A 17806-nucleotide genomic window follows, 5' to 3' on the forward strand; every position below is an offset into this window, starting at 1 on the left:
GGCTCCTGTTATTCCGGAAGTGAAAAAAGTGGATGATGGCTTGCGAACAGGCGCTCGAACGCTTTGGCTCGCATCTCAATGTCATGTGTGTCGCCGCCAAAAAGGCCGCCTACCACGGCGAGCATGTCGGCCCCGGCACGGATAAGAGGTTCGCCGTTGTCTGTGGTTACCCCGCCGATGGCGGTGATCGGGAGGCCGAAACGCTTTGCGTCGGTCAGAACACCGGGAGGCGCTGCGGGGGCGCCGGGTTTGGTCGACGACGTATAAAATCGCCCGAACGCCAGATAGTCCGCGCCCGCCCCCAGAGCAGCCTGTGCAAGTGCGAGATCGGCGTGACAGGTTATGCCGATTATGGCCTCATCACCGAGAAGGCGGCGGGCCGCTGCCACTGAGCCGTCCGTCTGACCCATGTGTACCCCGGCAGCCCCGACCCGTTTTGCGAGATCGGGATCGTCGTTGATCAGCAACGGAACGCCCGCATTTCGGCATAAAGCCTGCAAACTGACCGCCTGGGAAATCCGTTCAGCCATCGGCACGCTCTTTTCGCGATATTGTACCATGACCGCGCCGCCCCGAAGCGCAGCCTCAACCGATTCGATCAGTGTTTCGGGTGGTGTCAGTACGCTGTCGGTAATGGCGTAGAGCCCCGGGCGCAGCCCTTTACTCATCGCTCCCACAGAATACCTCGATCCGGCACCGGCTGGCCTTTACCGACTTCCAGGGCGTGGAGTATGGCGCGATGAACGTAGTTCTGGGCCTGGGAAATGGCGGCTCGGGGCGACAGCCCGGAGGCCCTGCCGGCAGAAATGGCCGCTGCCAGGGTGCAGCCGGTGCCATGGTACTCACCACCGATTCGTTCAATTTCCCAGCGCATGGGCTCCGGGGCGTGGTTATAGAGCGTGTTGATAATGTGAATGCCGGTGCCGTGTCCACCAGTGGCCAGGACGGATTCGCAGCCGCCCTTCAGCAGATTGTCGGCGGCCTGATCGGCGTCCTCACTGTTGCCGAGCATGGCCAGTTCAACGCCATTGGGCGTGATCATTTCAGCCACGGGAAAGAGCTTCTCCTTCATCGCGCTGACCAGTTCGTCGTCGGCCAGATCACCGCCGCCTGCGGCCTTGATCACCGGGTCGGTGATCACGGGAATGCCCGGATGTTCACGGATGAAATCCACGAGCACATCCACCACCGCAGCATTGCCCAGGGCACCGGTTTTGATGGCATGAATCGGGGAATCATCGGCGAGACACTGGAGTTGTTTTCGGATCAGGTCAGCCGATACGGGCTCGGCGCCATACACGTTACGGGTGTCCTGCACGGTGAGGCAGGTAAGAACCGGCAAGGGATGGCAGCCAAGGGAGGTGACGGCCTGGATGTCGGCCTGAATGCCGGCGCCGCCGGACGGATCAAGGCCGGAAAGAATCAGAACCTGTGGTCGGGTGTAGCGTTTGATGACTCAGCTCCTCAAAACGGTTTGACAACAGCCAGGATTACAACGGCCAGAAGAATCAGCACCGGCAGTTCGTTGAACCACCGGTAGAATACGTGGCTTCTGGTGTTCCGGTCGTCCCGGAAGACCTTTACAAGGTGCCCGCAATAGAAATGGTAAACGATCAGAATGGCCACCAGAAACAGCTTGGCATGCATCCAGCCCTGGCTGAAATAGCCGGAGGCATTGTAACTGATCAGCCAGACACCGAAGACGACGGTGGCGACCATTGAAGGGGTGGTAATGCCCCGGTAAAGCTTGCGCTCCATGATCTTGAAGCGTTCACGACCGGGCTCGTCCTCGCAGGCCGCGTGGTAGACGAACAGTCTGGGCAGATAGAAAATGCCGGCGAACCAGCACACCAGTGAAATAATATGGAAGGCTTTCACCCACAGCATTCGTCAGCTCCGTCGGTATTGGTAGTAACTCTCGATATCGGCTTTCAGCACCACGCCGTATACCCGCTGGATCATTGGCGCGACGTGACGTTGTACGTAGAGGGCCTCGGCATTGGTTGCATCGAACTCGTTTAATGCCTCCTCCAGGGTGGCCTGGTATTGCACGGGGGCCACGTCGCGACGGTTCGCAGGTATGTCCATCAGGTCAATGGACTCGGGCGGTTCGATCTCTTCCTCGGACACCAGCTTTTCGGTGTCCTCCAGATATCGGGCGAGATCCACGGCCGGCAACAGGGCGGTCGGCCCGCTGCTGCCCTCAACCACCAGCCACTTTGGCTCGGATTTCAGTACTTTCCGCGCTTCTTCCACTGTCAGGTGCCGTTCGGTGCGCAATATACTGCGATCCATGATTGCGCCAACCGATACCCGCCTCAGCGCCTGAATCACCGGGGAATTCTGATAGCTAAGCCCCTGGTTCTTGAGAATGGTCAGGAACAGTGACCTCTTCCCGAACGCCTCGCTGGTCACCAGGCTCGAGGTGGTGATGATCAGCATGCCCGGGAGGATGATGTTGGGGTTACGCGTGAGCTCCATCAATGCCATCAGGGCCGCGAGTGGCGCCTGCAGTACGGCGCCCATCATGGCTCCCATGCCGAGCATGGCGTAGAAGCCAACAGAGGAAGCTTGCTCCGGCATGATCTGGGCGCCAATCAGCCCCATGGCGCCGCCCAGGGTTGCCCCCATAAACAGGGTGGGGCCAATCACGCCACTTGGCATGCCCAGCCCGATGGAGAGCGATGTAATCACCAGTTTGGCGGCGCCGGCTCCGAGCAGGAGCCAGAACCCGAGTTCGCCGTTGATGGTTTCGTTGACGGTGTCGTAACCGATACCCATGGTTTCTGGAATAAAAATGGCGAATGGCACCATCAGAAGACCCGCAAACGTGATGCGCAACAGAACGGGGCGATGGTGATGCTTGCCCATAGTGTCAACCAGCTGGATAAACAGCGCGGCCGAAATGCCGATAATCACCGCTATGGCGAGTATCCAGGGGATTTCCGTTAGCGAGTTCATGGTCAGCGCCGGCACGTTAAAGGCCGGTTCTGTGCCATAGACCGCCTGGGTAACGATGGCAGCACTGACAGAGGCCAGGATGATCGGTGTAAAACCCGCAATGGTGTATTCCATCATCACCACTTCCATGGCGAAGATGACGCCGGAGATCGGCGTGTTGAAAGAGGCTGAGATGGCGGCCGCACAACCGCAGGCCACCAGTGTCCGGATGCTGTTGTTCGGAAGCCGCATCCACTGGCCCATCAGGCTGGAAAAAGCCGCTCCCAGGTGCACGGCAGGCCCCTCACGACCCGCCGACTGACCACTGACCACGGTGGCAACGCCCGAGATGAACTGCACGATCGCGCTGCGCATGGAAATGTAGCCCTGGTGGTAGTTCAGGCGCTCCATCACATGCACAATCCCGACCTTGCGGTCATGGGTGGCCAGACGATGCATCAGCAGCCCCAGACCGAGGGCGCCAGCCAGGGGCAGGAGCCCGCGGGTAATTAGGTCCAGTTGTTCGAAGGATTCGGAGCCATCCCCGGGCAGGAAATGCTCGAGCGGCCATTCGATAGCCAGCCGAAAAACCAGGATCACGCCCCCGGTTATCAAACCGGACAGCAGGCCAAGCACGGCCAGTTGCGGCAAAGCATCAACACCGGAGAGTCGGCGCCGGAAAACAGGAATCAGATGCTCGGTAATCTGGTGCCAGATTTTCTGCATGAGGCCAGAGTTCCGGTGGATTTGAATGGACTGCCAGAAGGATTCTGACAACATTGTAACGGTCGCCCTGAGGGCTGCAATAAGTCATTGGTTTATCATGGTAGACTACGGCGTTAAAGCTCTTAATTCTGATACGACGTCGCTGGAGAAAATGGTGATTAAAGTAGGCATCGTTGGTGGCACCGGCTACACCGGTGTGGAACTGCTGAGAATTCTTGCGGTTCACCCTGAAGTTTCGGTCAGTTGCATTACCTCCCGTTCCGAGGCGGGTATGCCGGTTGCGGAGATGTACCCTAATTTGCGAGGCCATTACGACCTCGCGTTCTCAGAGCCGGACGTCAATGTGCTTGGGGCCTGCGATCTGGTGTTCTTCGCCACGCCCCATGGCGTGGCCATGAGGATGGTGCCGGAACTGATGTCCGCCGGCGTACGTGTAGTGGATCTGTCCGCCGATTTCCGTCTTAAGGATCTGGATGTCTGGGCCAACTGGTATGGCATGGCCCATGAGAGCCCGGAATGGGCGGAGAAGGCGGTTTACGGTTTGCCGGAAGTGGTGCGCGATGAAATCCGCAATGCTCAACTGGTGGCCAATCCGGGTTGCTATCCGACTGCAGTTCAGCTGGGATTCCTCCCGTTGCTGGAGCAGGGACTGGTGGATCCAAAGCGCCTGATCGCCGACGCCAAATCCGGCGCCAGCGGCGCGGGCAGGCAGGGCAAGATCGGCATGCTCCACGGGGAGATCGGTGAAAGCTTCAAGGCCTACGGCGCCTCGGGGCATCGTCATCTGCCGGAAATCCGCCAGGGTTTGTGCGGTGCTGCTGGCGGGGATGTGGGTGTGACGTTCGTGCCCCACCTGATTCCGATGATCCGCGGCATCGAGGCGACGCTCTACGCCGAGCTGAAGAATCCGGCGGACTTTGATCGGCTCCAGGCCCTGTTCGAGCAGCGTTTTGATGACGAGCCTTTTGTCGATGTGATGCCTTTCGGCAGCCATCCGGAAACCCGGAGCGTGCGTGGGGCGAACCAGTGTCGCATGGCACTGCACAGGCAGGAACAGAGCAACATTGTTATTGTTTCTTCCGTCATTGATAACCTGGTGAAAGGTGCGGCCGGGCAGGCGGTCCAGAATATGAACATCATGTTTGGCCTGAAAGAAACCATGGGGCTTGAGGCCCCGGCGCTTTTGCCTTGATACCCAAGGGAATATTGTGAGCGAACAGCGAAAGCCGGCTGAAGAGTATGTGGTCATCCGGCATCGACCGGGTTATCGCCTGCGCAGAACCGCCATCCTTCTGGTTTTTACCGTGGTAGCTGCGGTCGTGGGGTATGCCGCCGGGCTCGCCCAGGGCGGGTTCCGTTTTTCCAGTGCCGAGGAGTCGAACCAGGTGCTGGAAAACGAGGTCGAGAAGCTCAGGGATGATTATCGCAAGGCTCGGCAGCAGCTGATCAATCTTGAGCGTGGGCAGGCGATTGACGAGCAGGCCCTGAACCAGGCGCGAAAAACCATTGTGGATCTGGAAACCCGCATTGTGTCACTGCAATCGGACCTGACTTTCTATAAAAACATCATGGCTCCGTCGGAAACCAGCAAGGGGCTTCAGGTAGACAGCTTTTCACTGGTTCGGGCTCGCAATCAGGACAGTTATGACTTCAAGTTGGTGCTGACCCAGGTTGGCAACAACAAGAGCTACATTTCCGGTGTGGTGGCAGTCAATGTCATTGGTTTGCGGGATGAGGAAAAAGAGGTCATCGCCTTGCGTGATCTCTCGGAGGACATAGCCGATCTCGGTGTGAAATTCCGTTTCCGGTACTTTCAGGATGTCGAAGGCTCCCTGAAACTGCCGGAACAATTTGAGCCGCTTGAGATCCAGGTGGTTGCCCAGGCAGAGGGAAAAAAATCCTCGCAAGCCGAGCGCACCTTTAACTGGGACGATTTAACGGAGAACTGACATGCTTGGCAAGAAAAAGCAGAAGCCGCGCCGGCCCACGGGCCATTTTGACACCCTGATCTCTTCCCGTACGACGGTTGAAGGCGATGTGCATTTCAGCGGTGGGCTTCACGTGGATGGCCGGATTCGAGGTAAGGTCGTTGCCGATGAGGGCACCGACGCGGTACTGAGGATTTCAGAAGTTGGCGAAGTGACGGGTGATATCAATGCGCCGCACGTCATTATCAACGGAACCGTGAATGGTGATGTCTACGCCTCGGCACATCTTGAACTGGCGGAAAAAGCCTCTATCAATGGAAGCGTTTACTACAACCTCATTGAAATGGCGATGGGGGCGTCTGTAAACGGAAATCTGGTGCATCAGCGGGAGCCGGTAGGGTTGCTCTCTCAGGATTCCAAAGCCGCCGTGTCCGGTGAAAAGCAGGCTTCCGCTGGCGATTCGGCAGGGGAGCCCAGCGGTGCGGACGATGGTGGAAAGTCCGAATAGTTGATTGTTTTAGTCAGGAATACCATAATCGCCTGAGTTGTTCATAATTATCCGGAGGCGAACTTGAGCGCAGTTCAGCAACAAATAGCTACACCGCTGTTCTTCAGTGACAGTGCCGTTGCCAAAGTACGTGAGTTGATCGAGGAAGAAGAAAATCCCGAGCTCAAACTCCGCGTCTTTGTGACGGGCGGGGGCTGCTCCGGATTTCAGTACGGCTTCTCGTTTGATGAAAGCCAGGATGAGGAAGACACCGTGATCGAGCGTGATGGCGTTTCTCTTCTGGTGGATCCGATGAGTTACCAGTATCTGGTGGGCGCTACCATTGATTATCAGGAAGGCCTGCAGGGCTCACAGTTCGTGGTTCAGAACCCCAATGCCAGCTCCACTTGCGGGTGTGGTAGCTCCTTCTCCATCTGATTGGCCGTGGTTTTCAGGCCGGGTAAATGGCACCCAGAATACGAGGGCCAGCTGCTCCGGTCACGTCCGGCAGATTGCCGGGCTTTCCTTCCAGTGCCTGCTTTGCCAGCCAGGCAAAGGCGACAGGCTCCACCAGTTGAGGGTCTAATCCCAGCTCCGTTGTGAGTGAAAGCGAAACGCCGGGAAGCGCTTTGGCGAACGCCTCCATCAGCAGCGGATTGCGTGCCCCGCCACCACACACGTAAATCCTGAGATCTGAGATCTCGGGCAGTTGCTGCACGACGCTTTTGACGGTTAATTCCAGCAGGGTCCTCTGAATATCTTCGGCTGGAATGTCCCGGTGGCGGCTTACCAGTGTTTTTACCCAATCAAGATTGAACCGCTCTTTGCCCGTGCTTTTCGGGGGTGCCTTCGAGAAATAGGCATCGGAGAGCATGTCATCAAGAAGTTCCTGGTTAATCGAACCCTCCATGGCCCAATGACCGTCGCTGTCGAAAGGCAGCCCGGTCTGGTCGAGGCACCAGGCATCCATCAGCGCATTGGCAGGGCCCGTGTCAAAACCGGTTGCCGGTATCTCGTCACTGGCGGGGAGCCAGGTAATGTTGGCGATTCCCCCGAGGTTGAGAATGCAGCGGTTCTCCTCATCTGAGCTGAAAAAGGCCTTGTGGAAGGCCGGGACCAGCGGTGCGCCCTGGCCTCCGGCGGCCATGTCCCGTCGTCGGAAGTCCGCAACTGTTGTGATGTTGGTGGCTTCGGACAGCACGCAAGGGTTGCCGATCTGTATGGAGAAAGGTGCGGTGCCAGACGGCTGGTGTCGAATGGTTTGTCCATGGCTGCCAATGCCCCGAATCTTCGCCCGATCGAATTCCGATCTTTGGATGACCGCGTCCGCGGCCTGGGCAAACAGATGACCGACCAGAGTATCCAGTTCGCCGATTTCGTCGGGTTCGGCCTGGTTCTGGCTGGCGGCAATGAGTCGGTGGCGAATCTGATCGGGGTAGGGGATCGTGTGCGATGCGTGGATCTTTACGGCGCTGTGATTGAAAGACACCAGCACGGCATCAATGCCATCCATGCTGGTGCCTGACATCAATCCAATCCAGGCTTCCATTTGTTTCTCAGTCGTCTGAAGCCAGTGCGAGTTGCTGATAGCTCTCGCGGAACACGTCAAACTGCGCGATTCGCTGTTCGGTGAATTGTTTGAATCGGGCCATCTCGGAAGACGGAATGGGCTTGGCGTCCGGCAACTTGACCGTGCGGGAGTTGCGCGGCGACCCGTTCAGCCTGAACTCGTAGTGCAGGTGAGGTCCGGTAACCATGCCCGATGAACCAACATGCCCGATGGTTTGGCCCTGCTTGACTCGGGTGCCATTCTTGATGCCTTTACCCAGGCGGCTCATGTGTGCATACAGCGTGGTGATGTTGTCGCCGTGCTGGAGGATGACAGTTCGTCCGTAACCACCTTTCCAGCCTGCGAATTTCACCCGACCGGAACCTGCCGCCTTGATCGGAGTTCCGGGAGGCGCTGCGTAATCGGTGCCTTCATGCGGACGTACTACGTCCAGAACGGGATGGCGGCGCTGAAGGTTGAACGGAGAAGAAATCCGGGCATTGATGGGGGTTCGCAGGAATGCCTTGCGCATGCTTTTGCCATCGGGAGCGTAGTAATCGCTGTCGCCATTGCTGTCGGTATAAAGCAGTGCGAGGTTTTCTTCGCCGCGGTTAACGAATCGTGCAGACAGGATCCGGCCCGTGTCGAACTTTTCGCCGTCAAGGTAGAGTTCTTCGTAAACCACTTCGAACTGGTCGCCCTTCCGGACGTCGTAAACAAAGTCGATATCCCAGCCGAAGATGCCTGCCAGCTCCATGGTCAGGCTGTCGTTAAGGCCCGCTTCGCGCGCAGCCAGATAGAGGGAGCCGTCAATGGTGCCTGATGCAAAGGCTGGCCGCGCTTCCGGTTTGCGAACTTCGGTTTCGCCGGTAAAGCTCTCGCCTTCTTTGGTAATCTTCAGGGTTTCCAGGCGGTTTCTCTGCAAGTCGATGGCCGCAAGCCCACCTTCTTCGGTTGTCGCAAAGCGAATGGTTTCGCCGGCGTACAGGCGCTGGAGTTTTTCGGCCTCACCGTCGCCATGAATAACCGAGAGCATGATGCCGTCATTAAAGCCAGCTTTCTTGAACAGAGAGGAGAGCGTGTCACCAGACTTGATTGCGAAGGTTTGCCATTCGAGTTCCGGCAACTTCGGAGCGACAGGTTGCTCGGGAGCGGAAACGCTCGCCTGCTGAGTGGCCTCTGTCGCGACATCGGATTCAGGCGCTTTCGGCTGGGTGTCCGCTACGGGAGCCTCTGTCGGCATTGCTTGCTCAGGCGCTGCGCCGGTTTCGGAAACGGTGCCTTGCTCCAGGTCCAGGGCATAGGACATCCGTTTGGCTTCAACGTTGCTGCTGGGGCTCATGAGAATGGCAGCGGTAACAACAACAGTAGCCGCGGCAGCAATGGTAATGTGAGTTTTAGGAAACATTTTCAGCACGTATCGCACCCGTTTTAATCGGTATTACGGCAGCTTGTACTACCTAATTAAAGCTGTTGTTCAAGTATAGTCCAACAGATTACCGTATAAAATGCATGCGGGACAGCGTGGAACATTACGGTTGCTGCTCCATCCTCCGGATTTCTTTTGACAGCGTTGTTATAATACGCCGCCCTGCAAAGTCGGTGTTGGTCAAATTCTGGTCAGCATACTGTAGCAGGGGAACAGGTAACTCACAGATTTCTTTTGTTGAACTCTGTAACTGACAGAATCTTTCCAAGATCAAAGCGGGGACGTGTTGTTCATGGCATCCATTGATGAAGCGTTGGCGATAATCAAGCGAGGCGTAGACGAACTCATTCCGGAAGATGAGCTCATCGAAAAATTGAAGGAAGGTCGTCCGCTGCGGATTAAGGCGGGTTTCGACCCCACTGCGCCGGACCTTCATCTTGGGCACACCGTTCTTATTAACAAGCTGCGGCAGTTTCAGGATCTTGGTCACGAGGTGATGTTTCTGATTGGAGATTTCACCGGAATGATCGGTGATCCCACCGGGAAAAGCGCCACGCGTCCTCCTCTAACAGAGCAGCAGGTCGCCGAGAACGCGGTCAGCTATAAAGAGCAGGTGTTCAAGATTCTTGATCCCGCGAAAACGCGCGTCATGTTCAATTCCGACTGGATGGGTAAGATGAGCGCCGCCGATATGATCAAGCTGGCGGGACAATACACCGTTGCGCGCATGCTGGAGCGGGATGACTTCACCAAGCGCTACCGTGCCGAGCAGGCGATTGCGATTCACGAGTTTCTCTACCCTCTGGTCCAGGGGTATGACTCCGTGGCCATGGAGGCGGATGTTGAGCTGGGCGGTACCGACCAGAAGTTTAATCTCCTGATGGGGCGCATTCTGCAGAAGCATTACGGCCAGTCGCCCCAGGTGATCCTCACCATGCCAATTCTGGAAGGGCTCGATGGTGTCCAGAAGATGTCCAAGTCTCTGGGGAACTATGTCGGCGTCAACGACTCGCCTGGCGAAATGTACACCAAGCTGCTCTCTATGCCGGATGATCTCCTCTGGCGTTACTTTGAACTGCTGAGCTTCCGGCCGCTTGCCGAGGTAGACGAGTTCCGTAAGGCGGTTGCTGGTGGTGCAAACCCCCCAGGATTATAAAAAGCTGCTCGCGGAAGAGATTATTACCCGCTTCCATGATGAAGAGGCGGCCCGGACCGCTCACAAGTCGGCGGGTAACCGGGTGGCGCTCGGCGAGATCCCGGACAATGTCCCAACTGTTGAGGTGCCTTTGGAGGGGCAGTCCGAGATCCCGATGGCGGCGGTGCTTCGCCTGGCCGGTTTGGTAAAGAACGGCGCGGCAGCCCGGGATGTCCTGGGGCGTGGTGCGGTATTTGTCGATGGCCAGAAATTCGAGGGCGACCGGATGTTTGTGGAAGGCGATGATTGCGTCATCCAGGCTGGCAAGAAGAAGATCGCCCGGGTTCTGATTACTGTCTGATCGATTTTGGGCGATTTTGAGTTTTTTTCAGAATCGCCGTTGACACCCACGGGCAGGTCTGTAGAATGCGCATCTCTTTCGAGGGGAGCACCGCTGAGGCGGCTCAGAAATCGAAAGATAACTGTTTGAAAGCGCTGAAGAAAATGAGTTTCAAAATTCTTCAGAAAGCAGTTGACAGGCAAGCGATTCGCTGTAGAATGCGCGCCTCGAAACAAGCAGTAAGCCGGGTCATTTTTCGGCGCTTTCCGGAGACGGAAAACATAGAAAAATAAACGGTTGACAAGGCGGCGCTACGATGTAGAATACGCGGCCTTGATTGAGCAACAGCTCAAACGCTCTTTAAAAAGTTGACCAAGTAATTCGTGTGGGCGCTGGCCGAGGTATTTCGGATATGAAATATCAGGACAGTGACTCGTCGAAATTGAGTTTTGTCTTGAGCAAGAATAGAGAATCTTCGGATTCTTGTATGATTTAAACTGAAGAGTTTGATCATGGCTCAGATTGAACGCTGGCGGCAGGCTTAACACATGCAAGTCGAGCGGTAACAGGGGGTGCTTGCACCCCGCTGACGAGCGGCGGACGGGTGAGTAATGCATAGGAAACTGCCCAGTAGTGGGGGATAGCCCGGGGAAACCCGGATTAATACCGCGTACGCCCTTCGGGGGAAAGCAGGGGATCTTCGGACCTTGCGCTATTGGATGTGCCTATGTCGGATTAGCTAGTTGGTGGGGTAAAGGCCTACCAAGGCGACGATCCGTAGCTGGTCTGAGAGGATGATCAGCCACATCGGGACTGAGACACGGCCCGAACTCCTACGGGAGGCAGCAGTGGGGAATATTGGACAATGGGGGCAACCCTGATCCAGCCATGCCGCGTGTGTGAAGAAGGCTTTCGGGTTGTAAAGCACTTTCAGTGAGGAGGAAAACTCTGCGACTAATACTCGTAGGGCTTGACGTTACTCACAGAAGAAGCACCGGCTAACTCCGTGCCAGCAGCCGCGGTAATACGGAGGGTGCAAGCGTTAATCGGAATTACTGGGCGTAAAGCGCGCGTAGGTGGTTTGATAAGCGAGATGTGAAAGCCCCGGGCTTAACCTGGGAACGGCATTTCGAACTGTCAGGCTAGAGTATGGTAGAGGGTAGTGGAATTTCCTGTGTAGCGGTGAAATGCGTAGATATAGGAAGGAACACCAGTGGCGAAGGCGGCTACCTGGACCAATACTGACACTGAGGTGCGAAAGCGTGGGGAGCAAACAGGATTAGATACCCTGGTAGTCCACGCCGTAAACGATGTCTACTAGCCGTTGGGACTCTTGAAGTCTTAGTGGCGCAGCTAACGCACTAAGTAGACCGCCTGGGGAGTACGGCCGCAAGGTTAAAACTCAAATGAATTGACGGGGGCCCGCACAAGCGGTGGAGCATGTGGTTTAATTCGACGCAACGCGAAGAACCTTACCTGGCCTTGACATGCAGAGAACTTTCCAGAGATGGATTGGTGCCTTCGGGAACTCTGACACAGGTGCTGCATGGCCGTCGTCAGCTCGTGTCGTGAGATGTTGGGTTAAGTCCCGTAACGAGCGCAACCCCTATCCCTAGTTGCTAGCAGTTCGGCTGAGAACTCTAGGGAGACTGCCGGTGACAAACCGGAGGAAGGTGGGGATGACGTCAGGTCATCATGGCCCTTACGGCCAGGGCTACACACGTGCTACAATGGTGCGCACAGAGGGCTGCAAACCCGCGAGGGGGAGCCAATCTCACAAAACGCATCGTAGTCCGGATCGCAGTCTGCAACTCGACTGCGTGAAGTCGGAATCGCTAGTAATCGTGAATCAGAATGTCACGGTGAATACGTTCCCGGGCCTTGTACACACCGCCCGTCACACCATGGGAGTGGATTGCACCAGAAGTGGTTAGTCTAACCTTCGGGAGGACGATCACCACGGTGTGGTTCATGACTGGGGTGAAGTCGTAACAAGGTAGCCGTAGGGGAACCTGCGGCTGGATCACCTCCTTAAACGAAGCCGAATGCTTCGGTCAGAGTCCACACGAATTACTTGGTTAGCTGAATAAAGAGAGCAGATGGGTCGTTGCAGGCCCGTGTTTTTGGGTCTGTAGCTCAGGTGGTTAGAGCGCACCCCTGATAAGGGTGAGGTCGGTGGTTCAAGTCCACCCAGACCCACCAGAATTGCGTGGCTCGTCGTTGCTTCCAAGCTCACGTGCGACTCGCACGCTACGCTTGCAAGCGCCTAGATCCACACAATTCTATAGCTAAGGTTAAACGACCTGGCTTGTGTGGAAGATCGAGGGGCCATAGCTCAGCTGGGAGAGCGCCTGCCTTGCACGCAGGAGGTCGGCGGTTCGATCCCGCCTGGCTCCACCAAAAGCCTGAACGATCGATGCTTACATAACTGACTAACTCCGGTTAGCAGTGTGCAGAAACAAGTGTTTCAACTTGATGAAAAAGTTCGAAGCCCTTCTTTCTGATCACTGGGTCAGATTTGCTCTTTAACAAATTGGACGAGATAGAACACGATTGATGAATTCCATTATCTCCGGAATTCATTAATCAGAGTGATAACGATTTCAAGCGTTATCCGGTGTTGTCGTTGAAGTGGTTGTTATATCGCTTCAAGGAACTGTCTCCACTTATTGATGCCCTGGTTTACCAGGTTGTCGATGAATGGAACACAGTTGTCTTGGGGTTATATAGTCAAGCAACTAAGCGCATACGGTGGATGCCTTGGCAGTCAGAGGCGATGAAAGACGTGGAAGCCTGCGATAAGGTTCGGGGAGCTGGCAAACAAGCTGTGATCCGGGCATTTCTGAATGGGGAAACCCACCGACTTTCGGGTCGGTATCTTGCACTGAATACATAGGTGTAAGAGGCGAACCGGGGGAACTGAAACATCTAAGTACCCCGAGGAAAAGAAATCAACCGAGATTCCCTAAGTAGCGGCGAGCGAACGGGGACTAGCCCTTAAGCTAGACAACTGGTAGGAGAAGGCTCTGGAAAGTGCCGCCATAGTGGGTGATAGCCCCGTATCCGAAACCTGAGTCTGGTGAAATCGAGTAGGACGGGACACGTGATATCCTGTCTGAACATGGGGGGACCATCCTCCAAGGCTAAATACTCCTGACTGACCGATAGTGAACCAGTACCGTGAGGGAAAGGCGAAAAGAACCCCTGTGAGGGGAGTGAAATAGATCCTGAAACCGTATGCGTACAAGCAGTCGGAGCGGACTTGTTCCGTGACGGCGTACCTTTTGTATAATGGGTCAGCGACTTATGTTCAGTGGCGAGGTTAACCGTTTAGGGGAGCCGTAGGGAAACCGAGTCTGAATAGGGCGATTTAGTCGCTGGGCATAGACCCGAAACCGGGCGATCTATCCATGAGCAGGTTGAAGGTGCCGTAACAGGCACTGGAGGACCGAACCCACTGTCGTTGAAAAGCCAGGGGATGACTTGTGGATCGGAGTGAAAGGCTAATCAAGCCCGGAGATAGCTGGTTCTCCCCGAAAGCTATTTAGGTAGCGCCTCGGACGAATACCACAGGGGGTAGAGCACTGTTTCGGCTAGGGGGTCATCCCGACTTACCAACCCGATGCAAACTCCGAATACCTGTGAGTACTATCCGGGAGACACACGGCGGGTGCTAACGTCCGTCGTGAAGAGGGAAACAACCCAGACCGCCAGCTAAGGTCCCCAAGTACCAGTTAAGTGGGAAACGATGTGGGAAGGCTCAGACAGCTAGGAGGTTGGCTTAGAAGCAGCCATCCTTTAAAGAAAGCGTAATAGCTCACTAGTCGAGTCGGCCTGCGCGGAAGATGTAACGGGGCTCAAACTGGTCACCGAAGCTGCGGCTGCATACTTTGTATGCGGGGTAGGGGAGCGTTCTGTAAGCCTGCGAAGGTGTGTTGAGAAGCATGCTGGAGGTATCAGAAGTGCGAATGCTGACATGAGTAACGACAATGCGGGTGAAAAACCCGCACGCCGGAAGACCAAGGGTTCCTGCGCAACGCTAATCGGCGCAGGGTGAGTCGGCCCCTAAGGCGAGACCGAAAGGTGTAGTCGATGGGAAACGGGTTAATATTCCCGTACCTTGGATAGCTGCGATGGAGAGACGGAGAAGGCTAGGTGAGCCGGGCGACGGTTGTCCCGGTTTAAGCGAGTAGGGAGTGGACTTAGGCAAATCCGGGTCCACAATCTCGAGACGCGACGACGACTGCTCTTAGAGCGGGAAGTCATTGATGCCATGCTTCCAGGAAAATCTTCTAAGCTTCAGGCTATTCGAGACCGTACCCCAAACCGACACAGGTGGTCAGGTAGAGAATACCAAGGCGCTTGAGAGAACTCGGGTAAAGGAACTAGGCAAAATGGTGCCGTAACTTCGGGAGAAGGCACGCTGGTGGTAAGTGAAATCCCTGCGGGTGGAGCTGAAGCCAGTCGAAGATACCAGGCCCCTGCGACTGTTTATTAAAAACACAGCACTGTGCAAACACGAAAGTGGACGTATACGGTGTGACGCCTGCCCGGTGCCGGAAGGTTAATTGATGGGGTTAGCGCTTGCGCGAAGCTCTTGATCGAAGCCCCGGTAAACGGCGGCCGTAACTATAACGGTCCTAAGGTAGCGAAATTCCTTGTCGGGTAAGTTCCGACCTGCACGAATGGCGTAACGATGGGGGCGCTGTCTCTACCCGAGACTCAGTGAAATTGAAATCGCCGTGAAGATGCGGTGTATCCGCGGCTAGACGGAAAGACCCCGTGAACCTTTACTATAGCTTCACAGTGAACTTTGAGCATGTTTGTGTAGGATAGCTGGGAGGCTTTGAAGTGGGAACGCCAGTTCTCATGGAGCCAACCTTGAAATACCAGCCTGACATGTTTGAGGTTCTAACTTGGTCCCCTTATCGGGGATGAGGACACTGTGTGGTGGGTAGTTTGACTGGGGCGGTCTCCTCCCAAAGCGTAACGGAGGAGCACAAAGGTGGGCTAAGCATGGTCGGACATCATGCGGTTAGTGTAATGGCACAAGCCCGCTTAACTGCGAGACAGACACGTCGAGCAGGTACGAAAGTAGGTCATAGTGATCCGGTGGTTCTGTATGGAAGGGCCATCGCTCAACGGATAAAAGGTACTCCGGGGATAACAGGCTGATACCGCCCAAGAGTTCACATCGACGGCGGTGTTTGGCACCTCGATGTCGGCTCATCACATCCTGGGGCTGAAGCCGGTCCCAAGGGTATGGCTGTTCGCCATTTAAAGTGGTACGCGAGCTGGGTTTAGAACGTCGTGAGACAGTTCGGTCCCTATCTGCCGTGGACGTTGGAGATTTGAGGAAAGCTGCTCCTAGTACGAGAGGACCGGAGTGGACGAACCTCTGGTGTTCGGGTTGTGACGCCAGTCGCATTGCCCGGTAGCTATGTTCGGACAGGATAACCGCTGAAAGCATCTAAGCGGGAAGCCCCTTCCAAGATGAGATCTCCCTGGACCCTTGAGGTCCCTGAAGAGCCGTTCAAGACCAGGACGTTGATAGGTCGGGTGTGTAAGCGCTGCGAGGCGTTGAGCTAACCGATACTAATTGCTCGTGCGGCTTGACTATATAACACCCAAGACAATTGCGGATAACGCAGAGCGTAAGCTCAAACGAAATCAACATCACTCCGTTCCTTCTCGTCCCCCAGTGATCAACCGTTTTGCCTGACGACCATAGCGGTCTGGAACCACCTGATCCCATCCCGAACTCAGAAGTGAAACAGACCAGCGCCGATGGTAGTGTGGCGTTGCCCATGTGAGAGTAGGTCATCGTCAGGCTCCTAATACCGAAAACCCCAGCATCCTCGATGCTGGGGTTTTTTATTGCCTGAAATTTGGCAAATGCCAAAACCATGACGCTGCGCACAGTGACAACATGTAACCGAGGTTACACTTCTGTAAAAGAACTGGCTAAAACAACATCAAAAATCCAAGCCAGCCTCAGAGACGCTCATCAGTCATCTTTAAATCAGCCGCCAATAACAAGAAGCGGCCGCGGTGAGATGTGACTATGAGTAAACCATTTTATTCGCTTCTCCTCCTGCCTTTACTGGCCTCGGGGGTCAACGCCGAACTGCGCCCGATTTCAGATCGACAGATGTCTGAAGTCACAGGGCAGGCCTTTGTATCGGTTGACCGCCAGTACCATCCTGATGCCAACGACAACACCGCCTATACCCGGGTCAATCTCGGAATGGACATTGAAATCCAGACCAATGTGGATGTGCTGGAAATGGGCCGTTACGACCGGGAAGGTGAGAAACCGGGCACTTCGGATGTCTATATTGAAGATTTTGCCCTTGGTTACATTAACAATCAGGCTTACTTTGACGCCAATCCCAAAGCTCCGAGACAGCGAAAGCCCGATGGCAGTGCCTATGCCGAGGGGGAAATCGTTCCTTTTTTGATCCAGAATCCGTTTCTGGAGTTTGCCTTCGATGAACAAACTGAAGAGGTGGTCGGCTTCCGACTGGGTTTCGGTGAATCCATGGGTGTCCTGTCCGGCAAGATTGAAACGCTGACTGGCAATGTGAACGTGGACATCATTGACCGCGGTGAAGGGCTGAGCCAGGCCAGCTCAAGCGGTAACCTTTTTGACCAAATCATCGTGCTCCTCACCCCTCTACTCGAAGGCGGTAGTCCATTATCCACCAAGGCAGAGCTGGTTTACGGTGCGGAGGGCGATCCGAACATTGGCTCCCTGGACCCGGTAAGAGCGGAATACATCGGTATACCGGATGGCGAACGGTTCATTCTCGAAGGCGCAAGCGGCTTTACCCGCTGGTCGGTAAAGAATCTGATCGGCTGGGGGTCGAGTTCCCGAATCGAGGTTCCGGATTGTTCCTTTTTCAGCTGTTCAGGCGGTGACATTTATGTTTACGCGGAGGACTGCCTGGTCCTTGGAATAGATTCCTGTTTCGACCTGGATATCTATAACAGCTTCCCGGTAGGAGAGGTTGGTGAGGTCAATGGCGAGCGACGTATCACCGGGCCGGCCGACGGTGCTTTTATCTCATTCCAGACCAAAGATCTTGATTGGCTGAAGGATGTAAAGAAAACAGACTTCACGCCCGAAGATTTTATCAAGGCCACATCAGGTGCCTTCTTCAATATTCCCAACGGCGCTACTGAGGTCAATCTCAACGAGGCGCTCTATGGCACCCAGCGTTACCGCACCGAATACATCGACCGCGGCAAAGGTCTGTTCTGAGGAGCTTC

The 17806-nt window shown here is 55.5% G+C and carries 11 protein-coding genes, 2 tRNA genes, 3 rRNA genes and 1 pseudogene; 11 read left to right on the plus strand and 6 right to left on the minus strand.

What is annotated here, in order from left to right; genetic code table 11:
- Positions 1 to 8: 8 nt before the first annotated feature.
- From thiE to HP15_RS01700, 4 genes are read right to left on the minus strand one after another with little or no spacing between them, the layout of a single operon-like run.
- Positions 9 to 668: a thiamine phosphate synthase gene (gene thiE / locus HP15_RS01685; RefSeq protein WP_014575936.1), complete on the minus strand. Its 660-nt coding sequence runs from the start codon at positions 666 to 668 to the stop codon at positions 9 to 11.
- Positions 665 to 1423 (minus strand): bifunctional hydroxymethylpyrimidine kinase/phosphomethylpyrimidine kinase, encoded by a 759-nt coding sequence (gene thiD, locus HP15_RS01690; RefSeq protein WP_081449807.1) that lies wholly within the window; start codon positions 1421 to 1423, stop codon positions 665 to 667. The genes thiE and thiD overlap by 4 nt, the downstream gene beginning before the upstream one ends.
- A gap of 41 nt (positions 1424 to 1464) precedes the next feature.
- Positions 1465 to 1887, minus strand: a complete 423-nt coding sequence (hemJ, locus tag HP15_RS01695) for a protoporphyrinogen oxidase HemJ (protein WP_008173152.1) — start codon at positions 1885 to 1887, stop codon at positions 1465 to 1467.
- Positions 1888 to 1890: 3 nt separating this feature from the next.
- Positions 1891 to 3666: a chloride channel protein gene (locus tag HP15_RS01700; RefSeq protein WP_014575938.1), complete on the minus strand. Its 1776-nt coding sequence runs from the start codon at positions 3664 to 3666 to the stop codon at positions 1891 to 1893.
- A 154-nt stretch (positions 3667 to 3820) separates the two neighbouring features.
- Here HP15_RS01700 and argC point away from each other — a divergent pair, with 154 nt between their 5' ends.
- The 4 genes from argC to erpA all read left to right on the plus strand — a co-directional run bounded on the left by argC (position 3821) and on the right by erpA (position 6519).
- Positions 3821 to 4858 (plus strand): N-acetyl-gamma-glutamyl-phosphate reductase, encoded by a 1038-nt coding sequence (gene argC, locus HP15_RS01705; RefSeq protein WP_041646077.1) that lies wholly within the window; start codon positions 3821 to 3823, stop codon positions 4856 to 4858.
- Between the two features lie 16 nt (positions 4859 to 4874).
- Positions 4875 to 5615 (plus strand): DUF6776 family protein, encoded by a 741-nt coding sequence (locus tag HP15_RS01710; RefSeq protein ID WP_014575940.1) that lies wholly within the window; start codon positions 4875 to 4877, stop codon positions 5613 to 5615.
- A 1-nt stretch (position 5616) separates the two neighbouring features.
- Complete coding sequence (locus tag HP15_RS01715; protein WP_008173148.1) at positions 5617 to 6102, plus strand: bactofilin family protein; 486 nt, start codon at positions 5617 to 5619, stop codon at positions 6100 to 6102.
- 63 nt (positions 6103 to 6165) lie between these two features.
- Positions 6166 to 6519 (plus strand): iron-sulfur cluster insertion protein ErpA, encoded by a 354-nt coding sequence (gene erpA / locus HP15_RS01720; RefSeq protein WP_008173146.1) that lies wholly within the window; start codon positions 6166 to 6168, stop codon positions 6517 to 6519.
- 13 nt (positions 6520 to 6532) lie between these two features.
- On the opposite strand, the gene HP15_RS01725 is transcribed toward erpA, so the two are convergent.
- Together HP15_RS01725 and HP15_RS01730 are read right to left on the minus strand one after the other, a co-directional pair.
- Positions 6533 to 7630, minus strand: coding sequence for an anhydro-N-acetylmuramic acid kinase (locus HP15_RS01725; RefSeq protein WP_014575941.1), 1098 nt, complete (start codon positions 7628 to 7630; stop codon positions 6533 to 6535).
- Between the two features lie 7 nt (positions 7631 to 7637).
- Positions 7638 to 9047: an OapA family protein gene (locus tag HP15_RS01730; RefSeq protein WP_041644917.1), complete on the minus strand. Its 1410-nt coding sequence runs from the start codon at positions 9045 to 9047 to the stop codon at positions 7638 to 7640.
- A gap of 304 nt (positions 9048 to 9351) precedes the next feature.
- On the opposite strand from HP15_RS01730, the pseudogene tyrS reads away from it, so the two are divergent.
- The 7 genes and pseudogenes from tyrS (at position 9352) to HP15_RS01770 (ending at position 17798) form a co-directional block, all read left to right on the plus strand.
- Positions 9352 to 10555, plus strand: a pseudogene (tyrS, locus tag HP15_RS01735) (tyrosine--tRNA ligase).
- Between the two features lie 473 nt (positions 10556 to 11028).
- A 16S ribosomal RNA gene (locus HP15_RS01745) occupies positions 11029 to 12568 on the plus strand.
- 91 nt (positions 12569 to 12659) lie between these two features.
- Positions 12660 to 12736: transfer RNA gene (locus HP15_RS01750), tRNA-Ile, on the plus strand.
- 122 nt (positions 12737 to 12858) lie between these two features.
- A tRNA-Ala gene (locus HP15_RS01755) sits at positions 12859 to 12934 on the plus strand.
- 328 nt (positions 12935 to 13262) lie between these two features.
- Positions 13263 to 16154: ribosomal RNA gene (locus HP15_RS01760) — 23S ribosomal RNA — on the plus strand.
- A gap of 97 nt (positions 16155 to 16251) precedes the next feature.
- A 5S ribosomal RNA gene (gene rrf, locus HP15_RS01765) occupies positions 16252 to 16366 on the plus strand.
- Together the 16S, 23S and 5S rRNA genes with 2 tRNA genes alongside form the textbook arrangement of a ribosomal RNA operon.
- Positions 16367 to 16598: 232 nt before the next feature.
- Complete coding sequence (locus HP15_RS01770; RefSeq protein ID WP_041644920.1) at positions 16599 to 17798, plus strand: hypothetical protein; 1200 nt, start codon at positions 16599 to 16601, stop codon at positions 17796 to 17798.
- Positions 17799 to 17806 lie beyond the last annotated feature (8 nt).

It is taken from the genome of Marinobacter adhaerens HP15, assembly GCF_000166295.1.
GTDB lineage: Bacteria > Pseudomonadota > Gammaproteobacteria > Pseudomonadales > Oleiphilaceae > Marinobacter > Marinobacter adhaerens.

Coding starts and splice junctions, on each gene's coding strand:
- thiE (WP_014575936.1), bottom strand. CDS start 668: ATGAGTAAAGGGCTGCGCCCGGGGCTCTACGCCATTACCGACAGCGTA.
- hemJ (WP_008173152.1), bottom strand. CDS start 1,887: ATGCTGTGGGTGAAAGCCTTCCATATTATTTCACTGGTGTGCTGGTTC.
- HP15_RS01700 (WP_014575938.1), bottom strand. CDS start 3,666: ATGCAGAAAATCTGGCACCAGATTACCGAGCATCTGATTCCTGTTTTC.
- HP15_RS01715 (WP_008173148.1), top strand. CDS start 5,617: ATGCTTGGCAAGAAAAAGCAGAAGCCGCGCCGGCCCACGGGCCATTTT.
- HP15_RS01725 (WP_014575941.1), bottom strand. CDS start 7,630: ATGGAAGCCTGGATTGGATTGATGTCAGGCACCAGCATGGATGGCATT.
- HP15_RS01770 (WP_041644920.1), top strand. CDS start 16,599: ATGAGTAAACCATTTTATTCGCTTCTCCTCCTGCCTTTACTGGCCTCG.